Source organism: Methyloferula stellata AR4, from assembly GCF_000385335.1.
In the GTDB taxonomy this organism is placed as follows: Bacteria; Pseudomonadota; Alphaproteobacteria; order Rhizobiales; family Beijerinckiaceae; genus Methyloferula; species Methyloferula stellata.
The window spans coordinates 1,262,166-1,273,917 of sequence record NZ_ARWA01000001.1 but is presented as its reverse complement, the minus strand read 5'-3'; the positions used below and the strand labels follow the sequence as shown (position 1 = coordinate 1,273,917).

The following is an 11,752-nucleotide window of genomic DNA, read 5'->3' as shown; positions in this document are numbered from 1 at the left end:
TGGCGTGTTTCGAAAAATTATTTTAGGTAGATAGCCTTATGCCATGTATTTGTTTTCTACATTTACGGCAGTTGTGCTTATGCATCTTATTCAATCCATTGAATATTTGAGCAGTGTGTATATCGATCTGCGACCGATCGGTTTGCATTCAGCCGGACGCAACGTTTGATCGCTTCGCGAGAAGCGCAAACGGTCATCGAGGCCGCCCGGCAATGGCGCGGGACGGCTCGTCTCTATCGATTAAGAGCGGGTCTTATGGTGTGGCTTTGATCGTCTCGAAGGCAAAGTCGAGCCAAGGCGTCAGGGCCTCGAGATTGCCTGCCTCGACCGTCGGCCCGCACCATATCCGCAGGCCGGGCGGCGCATCGCGATAGGCGCCGATATCGAAGGCGGCCTTCTCCTGTTCGAGAAGATCGACCATGGCTTTCGTGAAGCGCCCCCGCGCATCGCTCGACTGCGCGGCAACGGCCGGATCGGCAATTTTCAAGCAGACGCTCGTGTTGGAGCGGACCTTTTCGTCGCGAACGAGAAAATCGATCCACAACGTCCGCATCACCCAATCGGATAGGATCTTCGCATTGGCGTCGGCCCGTGTGATGAGCGCTGGAAGACCGCCGATTTCCTTCGCCCAGTGCAGGGCTGCGAGATAATCTTCGACGCAAAGCATCGACGGCGTATTGATGGTCCAGCCCTCAAAAATCTCTTCGTTCAAAACGCCGTCCGAGACCAGCCGAAAGAGCTTCGGCAGCGGCCAGGGCGGCACATAGCTCTTCAGCCGTTCGACCGCGCGCTGGCTCAAAACGAGCATGCCATGGGCCGCCTCGCCGCCAAGCGCTTTCTGCCAGGAAAAGGTGACGGCATCGAGCTTCGCCCAATCGAGCTTCTGCGCGAAGGCAGCAGAGGTCGCATCGCAAATGGTAAGGCCCTTGCGGTCGGCCGCGATCCAATCGCCGTCAGGCACCCGCACGCCGGAGGTCGTGCCGTTCCAAGTGAAGATTACGTCATGCTCGAAATCGACGCCCGCAAGATCGGCGATCTCGCCATAAGGCGCCCGCAAGACGCGGCTGTTTTGAAGCTTCAACTGCGTGGCAATGTCATTTGCCCAAACCTCGCCAAAGGCCTCCCAGGCGAGCACGTCGATGCCGCGCGGACCTAACAAAGACCAGAGCGCCAGTTCCATCGCACCCGTGTCGGAACCGGGCACAATCGCGATGCGATAATCGGCCGGCACGCCCAAGATCTCACGGGTGAGGTCGATCGCCTCTTTCAATTTGGCGCGGCCGGTCTGGCTTCGATGCGAGCGGCCGAGATAGGCATCCTTAAGAGATTGAAGGCTCCAGCCTGGATGTTTCGCGCAGGGGCCGGAGGAAAAACGCGGATCGGCCGGCCGCACGAGCGGCGCTTTCAGCGTCATCGTCTCATCCTTAGTGCCCAGCCAGTCAGTCGCGCTTGATGCGCAAGTTACGCGTCGGCCTCGTGCTTTTGTGACGACCCGCTACATAAGAGAACCCATTCCGTCGATCATATATCTCACGCCGAAACGGAATTCTTGAACATCGTCTCTCTTTTTCGTGACCAGGCCAGTGATACCGGATGTCGTCGTGTATGTGCCGAGATTGACATAGCGGTAGCCAAAATCAAGAAAGGCATTATCGGTCAATTGATAAGCGACACCTGCCATGAGCGCCCAGGCGAATTGATAAGTTACGTTCTGCGTGGCGCTGTCCCAGTTGAAATAGAATCCGTCCGTGTTCACATGGTAAGGTAGGCCATTGCTCATAAACCAGTTGATTGTGCTCTTCGCTTGCGTGAAGCTCAAACCGGCGCCCGCGCCGACATAAGGCGTCAACCCGTACCATGTGCCTAGATCAAAATAGACATTCTGCAGCAAATCCCATCGCCACACGCTTCCCGCTCCCTGCGCGTTGCATAGATCGCTAGCGGTTACCGTCGGAAAATTGGCGATTGTCGTTAGCTGTGTCGTGCAGATCCTCGTGTCAATCGGACCACTCGCCTTATTCGGTTGACGGTAATCGCCAACGAGATCCGCGCGGATCCAATTGTTGAATTTATAGCCCATGCCGAGGCCCGCGCTAAAGGTTGATTGCCTTGCGGTTGAGACTATCGACAAATCCGGAAGGATAGGCGGCAGCGAATCGTTTGCGTAAGCGAGGTCGCCGCGAATATACCAGCCGGTGCCAAATTCAACCTTTGTCTGAGGCGTCGGTTCTTCGTTGAAGAGAGGCATGTCGGCGGCGATACCGGCGGATACACCTGCGCATGCATAGGCTGCCGCGCCAAACCCGGCGGCTCTCATCGCATGTCCCCATTTCGACATCGTCTATCCCTTTGACTGAAAGCCTCTAGAGCGGGACGGGGAAAAATGTGCAGCGGTTTCCGCCCGCATCCCGCTCTAAACTTTTGAATCGATCACGTTTCATCGTGATCGACGCGTAACCGGAGCTTTCGATTGAAAGGAATTGTGAACGTTATTTCTTAAGCACCACTTAACCATAAGAAGCGGTTCGCAATTTTTAACGGCGCATGCTCATGCCGCATGGAATGCTGAAACGCTCGAGCTTTCGGTAAGAAGCAGCGCAAAACAAATCGGCGGGCCAGAGGCCCGCCGATCGATATCTTCAAATGAATGTCTTCGGATGAAAGCGAGCTTCAATATTTGGCGATGAGCGGCGGCACCGGACGCCCAGGATCAGCGAACATATAGCGGAAGCCGATCCGCACATCGTTCGAAGCAAGGTTGAAGGACTGTCTTTCGAAGAAGCACCCGCCGAGCGCTCCGCAGCTGATCGGACCGCTCGTGAGCTTGCCCATATCGAGATAGCGATAGCTGATTTCGAGCTTCAGATTAGGCGTGATGTTGAAATCGAGACCGGCCATCGCCGCCCAGGCGAGGGTGTTTATGTTGCGATCTGATGAGAAACCGCTGCCAAGCCCAATATCCGTCAGCCCGCTGAACTTATGGATCGCACCGCCGACACCGGCGCCGACGAAAGGCGTCACGCCATACCAGGTGCCGATGTCGATATAGGCATTGGCGAGGAAGACGCCGGACGCCACATTGGCCGTATAGGAATCCTGGCAGAAGTTCGCGCCGGTGCAGAAGGCCGTATATGTATTGACCGCCCGATAGGCGGCCGAGGTGCGATATTCGCCAGTGGCGTCGAATCTGATCCAATTGTTGAATTGGTAGCCGAAGCCGACGCCGGCAATCGCCGCGTCGCCAATATTGGTTCCGACGCGCGCAATGACCGGTGCCGGGCCTCCCGCCGGATTGAACGGGTTCAAGGTCGAACGCGGGCTTGAGAGATTGCTGATGCCGACGCCGACATCGCCGCGGATGTACCAGTTGCCGAAAGCGACGGGTTCCGGCGGCGGCGGAGGCGGTGGTAGAAGGTCGGCCGCCTGAGCAAGGTCGGCCGCACCAAGAGCGATAACACCCGCGCAAAGGGTGGCTTTCAAACTGGCCATAACGATCATCCCCTTCTGAAGCTCGAACGAAGCCTTATGGCGTGAGCTCTGACATGATGAAGGAAGATGCCGGAAACGGGTTAAAAGGGGCTTAACCCTACCAATTAACGTTAATCGGGGCCAAAAAAGCTCGATTTTAACCGCTTATTCACGCAACCGCCGCGTGGCGCGAGACGAGTTCGCCGCTCAAGGCTTCGCCGATCAATGCCTGAGTTTCGTTAATGCCGTAAAGCGCGACGAAACTGCCAAAGCGTGGCCCTCGGCTTTCGCCGAGCAGGACGGCATAGAGCATGTTGAACCATTCGTTGGAGACGCCGGGCCGCTCCGGCGTCGCGCCCTTTGCTTTCAAATCCTGATAGCGCGGGATCGGCCGCGCGAGATCGTAAAGCGCGGTTTGAATCGCTTCGGCGCTCGCACCCTCTGGCAGGCGGCCGAGCATGTCGGAGAGCTTTTGCAAGGCCTCCTGCTCGACCTCATCCGGCGCACGATAGACCTTCGCAGGCCGCACGAAATCGCGGAAATAACGCACCGCATAAGTCACGAGCCTGTCGAGGCGCGGATGCGTCTGCGGCGTCACACTCGGCGCGTAGCGGCGCAAAAAGCCCCAAAGAACTTGCGGATCTTCGCTATTGGCAACGGTCGCGAGATTCAAAAGCATGCCGAATGAAATCGTCGTGCCTTTGCCATCGGCCGAAGTCTGCAGCACTTCGGGCGCGGGCGGTGCACCCGAATGAATGTGCCAGACCGGATTGCCCAATTGTTCCTTGATGTCCTGGCGCGGAAAGGCTTCGAGAAAGCCCAGGTAATCATCGACCGTGCGCGGGATGACGTCGAAATAGAGCCGCTTCGCAGCCGTCGGCTTCTGATACATGAAGAGCGACAGGCTCTCGGGGCTGGCATAGGTCAGCCAATCATCGATCGTCAGGCCATTGCCCTTCGACTTCGAGATTTTCTGACCCTTGTCGTCGAGGAACAATTCATAATTGAAGCCCTCCGGTGGCACGCCGCCGAGCGCCTTGACGATCTGGCCGGAGAGCTTGACCGACTCGATCAGATCCTTGCCCGCCATTTCATAATCGACGCCAAGCGCATACCAGCGCATCGCCCAATCGGGCTTCCACTGCAGCTTGCAGGCGCCGCCCGTGACTTTGGTGACGAACACCTCGTTCGTCTCCGGATCGTGCCAGGTGATGGTGCCGGCCGCGGCATCCGTCGCATCGATCGGCACTTGCATGACGATATTGGTCTGCGGATGAATCGGCAGGAAGGGCGAATAGGTCGCGGCGCGCTCCTGCCGGAAGGTCGGCAGCATGATCGCCATCACCTCTTCGTAGCGTTGAAGCAGGCGCAGCAGCGCCGCATCGAAGCGGCCCGACGTATAATATTCGGTCGAGGAGGCAAATTCGTAATCGAAGCCGAAGGCGTCGAGGAAGCCGCGCAGACGCGCATTATTATGCGCACCGAAACTCGGATGCGTGCCGAAGGGATCGGGCACCTGCGTCAGCGGCTTGTTGAGATGCGCTGCGACAAGCTCCTTGTTAGGGATATTGTCCGGCACCTTGCGCAAGCCGTCCATATCGTCCGAGAAGGCCAGAAGACGCGTCTTGATCTTATCTTCGGTCAGCACGCGAAAGGCGTGGCGCACCATTGTCGTGCGCGCCACTTCGCCGAACGTGCCGATATGCGGCAGACCCGAGGGGCCATAGCCGGTCTCGAACAAAACTTCCGTCTGCCCTGTGCGCTCGATCTTTTTGACGAGCTTGCGCGCTTCTTCGAACGGCCAGGCATTCGCCCGGGCGAGGGCCTCGAAAAAGGAAAGCGGCTCCGTGGCCGGCAGTTCGGCAGAGGACATTTTGTTCCCTAAAGATCTGGAAACGCGGAAGATCACCATGATTTTTGATCAAATCAATCAAAAATCATGAACGTGATCGATTTTAAAACCTAGAGCGGGATGCGGGCGGAAAACCGCTTACACTTTTCCTCATCCCGCTCTGCCTGCAAGCAGGCTTCGCGGCAGCGCACACTAAAGCACTTTGCCGTCGAATCAAATCAGGGATTTGCGGAGCCGGATGTCCGTTGACAAGGCCATGCTTGAAACCCTCATGCTTCGAGACGCGCGCCCCGTTTCGGATGCGGGCGGCGTGGACCGTTCGAAGGCTTATTGAAGCTTCTTCAAGCTGAGACCCTTGCCCTCTTTCGGGTCTTTGGCCCAGGTGCTGTTTTGCTGCAGATCGAGATGGGTCGTGTGACCCTTGCGCGCGGTGAGCACCAGCCGTCCGCCCAAGAGCTGCCATCCCATGGGATCAAAGATGACGATGCCTTGATCGCGGCAGGCTGGCGCCAGCGTCGCCCTGAAGCCGCCCTTGGCCGCGCGCGCCTTGTCGTCGAGCGTGATCATGCAGCCCGTGTCTTTATTATCATCGCGCAGCACGGCATAGCGGCCGGCGAGATCGCCGGGTTTCATGGCCGAGGTGATGCGGCTCGGCATGGCGCCCGACTCGGCCGGTTTGGTCTCGACCGTCTGGAAGCCCGGCGGCTTGGGCGCCGCTTGCGCGACGCGCTCGCTCTGCACGAAGGGGCCCGAAATCGCGACGAGATGATAGGTCTCGCCTTCCGGTCCATTGGCAATGAAGGAGAGCTTTCCATCCTCGGCGAAATCCAAGACAGGCTTGCCGGCCTGATCCGCCAAAGCGATGTGATCGGCGCGCGGTATGTCGAACGTGCCGACATTGGCAAGGATGGGCAAAGCGCGCCTGCAGCCGGCCGGCATGGTGACCGCGGGAGAACCCGCCGCCTCCGCCCGTAAGGTCATCCGGCAGCTACGATTGGAATCGGCAAGCGTGATGTCCCATTGGCCGGCTGCCGCCATAGGATTTGCGAGAACGGCGGCCGCATGCGCCGCCCCGACCCAAAATCCGAAGGCGAGGCCCAGACCCAAAAAGCGGGACCGCGCTTTTGGCGAGAGGTTTCGATCTTTCGGCACCCTGCGCATGGTTCACCCCTTCGATCATGGCAGTCATGACGTGATTCGGACTGATTTGGCTAGATCATCCTGCTTTTAGGTCGAAACACCTAAAAGCAGATAAGATGATCTAGATTCAAAAATGTAGAGCATGCTTTGCGCGAAAAACCGCGCACAGTTTTTCGCAGCATGCTCTAAAGCGCCGCGCCCTGCCTTTCCAATTTAACGCCGCGCCGCGCGGGCGGCGTATCGAATCGGAATCGAAAAAGGGAATCGGCTGCGGCAAAGCCCGCGAAAATCCTTGCGGCAAATCGCCTTCCCTCCGCTTTTTCCGCGCAGATGCGTCCGGTTTCTTCCCGTCCTGAAAACGACAGATGAACCGATACGTCCACAGCTTTCGTACCAACCATAACAAGATTGTCGAAATCGACACAGAAATCGCGCCGACGGGACCGGAGCACTTGCAGGCAAGATCACAAAGCCGACGCCACGTCTGTCATTTTACCTTCAAACGAGGCGCCACGCCGGCACCAATGTAGTTCATTCGACAGTACACATCCGACATTTTGAAATAGACTAAACAAAAATGTCAATTTTTGAAGTAAAAATAACATTTTGCGATGTAACTTGACCAAAAAACAGCGTTAGTCGCTATATAGTCATACTACGCCAAAACCGGCGGATACCGTCGAGCGATCAATGATCTACGCCGTTACGACCGGCGCGGTGCTCGATAAACGCGCCCTTTGTGACGCGCGAATATCAGGAAAAGACCGCCCTTCAGCGCCCGCATCGCTTCTGACACCAGGATGTCCCTTCAAGTATAGGATTGGAACTTCATCATGCCTCAGAATTCGGATTACGTACTCGACCATTTCGACTTGTTCAAACAGCCCGAATACAGGGAAATGCTGGCCAATAAGAAGAAGCAATTCGAAAACGCGATTGCCGATGATGAAGTCCAGCGGGTCGTGGAATGGACCAAGACTGTCGAATATCGCGAGAAGAACTTCGCCCGCGAGGCCCTGGTGGTGAACCCGGCCAAGGCCTGCCAACCCTTGGGGGCGGTCTTCGCCTCGTCGGGCTTTGAAGGCACCATGCCCTTCGTGCATGGCTCGCAAGGCTGCGTCGCCTATTATCGCAGCCACCTGTCGCGCCATTTCAAGGAGCCGGCTTCCTGCGTCTCTTCTTCGATGACGGAAGACGCCGCCGTCTTCGGCGGCCTGACCAATATGATCGACGGGCTCGCCAATACCTACAACCTTTACAAGCCCGCGATGATCTCGGTCTCGACGACCTGCATGGCGGAAGTCATCGGCGATGACCTCAACGCCTTCATCAAGACCGCGCGCGAAAAGGGCTCGGTCCCGATGGACTATAATATTCCCTTCGCGCATACGCCCGCCTTCGTCGGCAGCCATATCACCGGCTACGACAATATGCTGAAGGGCATTTTGGAATATTTCTGGGATGGCAAAGCGGGCACTGTTCCCAAACTCGTGCGCGAGCCGGACGAGAGCGTCAATTTCATCGGCGGCTTCGACCCCTATACGGTCGGCAATCTGCGCGAGTTGAAGCGCATCTTCGACTTGATGGGCTTCGACTACACGATCCTCGCCGACAATAGCGACATCTGGGACACGCCGACCGACGGAACCTTCCGCATGTTCGACGGCGGCACCTCGGCCGAGCAGACCGCCGCCGCTTTGAACGCCAAAGCGACGATCTCGCTGCAGGAATATAGCACGATCAAGACCCAGACCTTCGTCAAGGCGCATGGCCAGGATGTCTTGAACTTCAATTGCCCCGTCGGCGTCGGCGCGACCGACCGGCTTCTGCTCGAAATCTCGCGCGTCACGGGCAAGGCCATCCCCGATCAATTGCGCATGGAACGCGGCCGCCTCGTCGATGCGATGGCGGATTCGAGCGCGCATGTTCACGGCAAGAAATTCGCGATCTACGGCGATCCGGATCTCTGCCTCGGCCTCGCGGCTTTCCTCATGGAGCTCGGCGCCGAACCGGTCCACGTTCTGTCGTCGAACGGCGGCAAAGAGTGGGAGGAAAAGGTCCGAGCTCTCTTCGACACCTCGCCTTTCGGTGCGAATTGCCATGTCTACGGCAATCGCGATCTCTGGCACATGCGTTCGCTGCTCTTCACCGAGCCGGTCGATTTCCTGATCGGCAATACTTATGGAAAATATCTTCACCGGGATACGGGCACGCCGCTAATCCGCATCGGCTTCCCGATTTTCGACCGGCATCATCATCACCGCTATCCGCTGTGGGGATATCAGGGCGGGTTGAACGTGCTCGTCCAATTGCTCGACACGATCTTCGCCGAAATCGACAACAATTCCATCGTACCGTCGATGAGCGATTACAGCTTCGATATTATCCGGTAGCACCGCCAATCGCCGGATGATCTGGCGGCCACTTAACAGTGTCATGGCCGTGCTTGTCACGGCCATCCACGTTTAAACGCTTCTCCACCTCTTCGATCGTTGATCAAGGTCTGCGCGTGGATGCCCGGCACAAGGCCGGGCATGACGCTCACATCGATGCCGCCGCCCTAATTCAGCCGCTGCCAAGGCGTTTCCGCGACCGGCGTCAAAGGCCCCTTGCCCGACGTCCATGACGCAACATTGTCGATGACAAGCTGCGCCATGGCTTGGCGCGTGTAATGCGTGGCCGAGCCGACATGCGGCAGCAGCACCGTATTCTGGCAGTCGATCAAAGCCTGCGGAACCTTGGGCTCGAACTCAAAAACATCGAGGCCGGCGGCGAGAATTTTGCCTGTCTGCAAAGCCTCGATCAAAGCCGCTTCGTCGACCAGCGAGCCCCGCGCGACATTAATCAAAATGCCGTCCGGTCCCAACGCTTCGAGCACCGCTTTATTCACAATATGCTTTGTCTCCGCGCCGCCCGGCGCGACGACCATCAAGACATCGCAGGCCGCGGCCAAGGCGATGGGGGTCGCATAATAGGGATAGGCGACGCCTGCCTGCTGCGTGCGGCCGTGATAGGCGATCTTCAGATCGAAAGCCTCTGCCCGCTTGGCGATGGCCTTGCCGATGCGGCCAAGACCTAAAATGCCCATGGTGCGGCCTCGCAAGGTCGCGGTCAGCGGATACGTGCCGGTAAGCCATTTGCCTGAGCGCAGAAAAGCGTCGCTTTGCGGGATCTGGCGCGTCGCATCGAGCAGGAGCGCCATGGCGATGTCGGCCACGTCCTCGTCGAGGACGCCCGGCGTATTGGTGACGATGATCCCATGCGCGCCGGCATAGGCCGCATCGACGAGATCATAGCCGACGCCCATATGGAAGATGGCTTCGAGATTTGGAAATTGCGCGATGAAATCGGCCGTCACCTTGAACCGGCCGATGCCGCCGCTGATCAGAGCCCGCACGCGATCCTTGACCGCGCTGATTTTGGCGGCCGGATCGGGCGCCTCCCAAAGCTTATGAAGCGTGTGGTTCTTGGAAAGCCCATCCACCAGGAAATCGGTGAGGAATGCCGGCATCAAAAGGTCGAACTCGGACAATTTCGAAAACCCTCGCAGTGATGATCGACCATAATGCCGGATCGGCATCCTGAATGGCCGCACATTTTTGTGACCAAATCCGCAGCCAGCTTCAAGCCTCCTCCCGGTCGATCGCGCTCTCGTGCCAGCGCCTGAGCAGAAGCGTCGAGAGCGCCGACAGAACAGCGAAAATGGCGAGGCCCGTCAGGGAGATCAAAGCCAGAGCCGCGAACATGCGCGGGATGTTTACGCGGTAGCCGGCTTCCACGATGCGGAAGGCGAGCCCGGCGCTCTGCCCGGCCGCGCCCGCCGCGAGTTCGGCCGCTATGGCGCCGATCAGCGCCAATCCGCCGCCGATGCGCAAGCCTGTCATGAAAAAGGGTAAGGCTGCCGGAATGCGCAAAAGGACAAGCTCCTGCCAGGGCGAGGCATGGTGCAGCTTGAAGAGATCGACGAGATTATGATTGGTGGAGGCGAGCCCGACGCTCGTATTGGCGAGAATCGGGAAGAAGGCGACGAGAAAGGCGCAGACCAGCACCGCCGTTCCGGCATCGAGCCAGACGAGCAGCAAAGGCGCGATGGCGATGATCGGCGTCACCTGCAAGATCACGGCGAAAGGCAAAAAGCTTCGCTCGACCCAGGTCCAGCGGGCAAAGAGCACGGCAAGGAACGCACCCCCGAAAACGGCGACAGCCAAAGCGCCGAAGGTGATCTTCAAGGTGACGAGCAGCGACGCAAAAAGCGTCGCGCGATCCACATAGAGCGTCGTCGCGATCAGGCTCGGCGCCGGCAATTGATAGGGCGGGATATCGGCGAGCCGCACGATCGCCTCCCAAGCGCCGAGCGCCACAAGGCTGACGATCACCGGCGGGCCATAACGGGTCAGAGATTGGGACATCAGCGTGCCTCCTCCTCACCATAGGCGCCCTGCGCCATGGCGGCCTGCAGGCTCTTGGAAGCTTCGACGCAAAGCGCGCCATATGCGGCGCTCATGCGAAAGCTCTCATTGCGCGGCAGATCGGCCGCGATCGCAATCTCTTTCACGATCCGGCCTGGCCTTGGCGCCATGATCGCGATGCGCGTCGAGAGATAGACGCTTTCATAGACGGAATGGGTGACGAAAACGACGGTCGTCCCGAGTTCCTGTTTCAGCCGGATGAGATCGTCGTTCAGGCGAAACCGCGTGATCTCGTCGAGCGCGGCGAAAGGCTCGTCGAGCAGCAAAAGCGCCGGCTTCAAAACCAGCGCACGCGCGATCGAAACACGCATGCGCATGCCGCCCGAGAGTTCGCGCGGATAGGCCTTTGCAAAGGCCGAAAGCCCGACGAGCGAAAGGGTGGCCTCCACGCGCGATTTGGCCTTGGCCCGGCTTTCCTTTTTGAGGCGCAGCGGCAGATAGACATTGTCGAAGACGCTCGCCCAAGGCATCAGCGTCGGCTCTTGAAACACGAAGCCTATTTCGGCGATCCGCTCCGGAAAGGGCCGCTCGATCGCGCCCGCCGACGGTTTATCGAGACCGGCAATGAGGCGCAGGATCGTGGACTTGCCGCAGCCCGACGGCCCGAGCAGCGTCAGAAACTCGCCCGCTTCGACATCGAGGTCGAGCCCGCTCAGCGCCAAAGTCCCGTTCTTGAAGGTCTTGCCGACGCCGCGCAGGGCAACCAGGTTCTGTGTCATGAGCGCCGCGATGCAAGGATCATGTAAGGGGTGCTTCGACGGTATGGCGCGTCCCTTCTCCCGCTTGCGGGAGAAGGTGGCCCGACGAAGTCGGGTCGGATGAG

9 protein-coding genes are annotated in these 11,752 nt (G+C 58.6%); 1 reads left to right on the top strand and 8 read right to left on the bottom strand.

Features of this window, described 5'->3' with window-relative positions; translation table 11 throughout:
• Nucleotides 1-253 precede the first annotated feature (253 nt).
• The 5 genes from A3OQ_RS0106285 to A3OQ_RS23400 form a co-directional block, all read right to left on the bottom strand.
• Complete coding sequence (locus A3OQ_RS0106285) at nucleotides 254-1,414, bottom strand: phosphoserine transaminase (RefSeq protein ID WP_020174519.1); 1,161 nt, start codon at nucleotides 1,412-1,414, stop codon at nucleotides 254-256.
• A gap of 81 nt (nucleotides 1,415-1,495) precedes the next feature.
• Complete coding sequence (locus A3OQ_RS0106280; RefSeq protein ID WP_020174518.1) at nucleotides 1,496-2,338, bottom strand: outer membrane protein; 843 nt, start codon at nucleotides 2,336-2,338, stop codon at nucleotides 1,496-1,498.
• 332 nt (nucleotides 2,339-2,670) lie between these two features.
• On the bottom strand, nucleotides 2,671-3,489 hold the full coding sequence (locus A3OQ_RS21475) for an outer membrane protein (protein ID WP_040580667.1): 819 nt from the start codon (nucleotides 3,487-3,489) through the stop codon (nucleotides 2,671-2,673).
• A 148-nt stretch (nucleotides 3,490-3,637) separates the two neighbouring features.
• Nucleotides 3,638-5,341 (bottom strand): lysine--tRNA ligase, encoded by a 1,704-nt coding sequence (locus A3OQ_RS0106270; protein WP_040580665.1) that lies wholly within the window; start codon nucleotides 5,339-5,341, stop codon nucleotides 3,638-3,640.
• A 306-nt stretch (nucleotides 5,342-5,647) separates the two neighbouring features.
• Nucleotides 5,648-6,481: an AprI/Inh family metalloprotease inhibitor gene (locus A3OQ_RS23400; RefSeq protein ID WP_020174515.1), complete on the bottom strand. Its 834-nt coding sequence runs from the start codon at nucleotides 6,479-6,481 to the stop codon at nucleotides 5,648-5,650.
• A gap of 812 nt (nucleotides 6,482-7,293) precedes the next feature.
• Between A3OQ_RS23400 and nifK the strand changes: the two genes are divergently transcribed.
• Nucleotides 7,294-8,853 (top strand): nitrogenase molybdenum-iron protein subunit beta, encoded by a 1,560-nt coding sequence (gene nifK, locus A3OQ_RS0106250; RefSeq protein ID WP_020174513.1) that lies wholly within the window; start codon nucleotides 7,294-7,296, stop codon nucleotides 8,851-8,853.
• Nucleotides 8,854-9,020: 167 nt separating this feature from the next.
• Here the strand turns inward: nifK and A3OQ_RS0106245 are convergent, their stop codons facing one another.
• The 3 genes from A3OQ_RS0106245 to A3OQ_RS0106235 form a co-directional block, all read right to left on the bottom strand.
• Nucleotides 9,021-9,992: a 2-hydroxyacid dehydrogenase gene (locus A3OQ_RS0106245; protein ID WP_020174512.1), complete on the bottom strand. Its 972-nt coding sequence runs from the start codon at nucleotides 9,990-9,992 to the stop codon at nucleotides 9,021-9,023.
• Between the two features lie 91 nt (nucleotides 9,993-10,083).
• The gene (locus A3OQ_RS0106240) at nucleotides 10,084-10,869 is read right to left on the bottom strand and encodes an ABC transporter permease (protein WP_020174511.1); all 786 of its coding nucleotides are present in this window, start codon (nucleotides 10,867-10,869) and stop codon (nucleotides 10,084-10,086) included.
• Nucleotides 10,869-11,648, bottom strand: coding sequence for an ABC transporter ATP-binding protein (locus A3OQ_RS0106235; RefSeq protein WP_020174510.1), 780 nt, complete (start codon nucleotides 11,646-11,648; stop codon nucleotides 10,869-10,871). Before A3OQ_RS0106235 ends, A3OQ_RS0106240 begins: the two co-directional genes overlap by 1 nt.
• Nucleotides 11,649-11,752 lie beyond the last annotated feature (104 nt).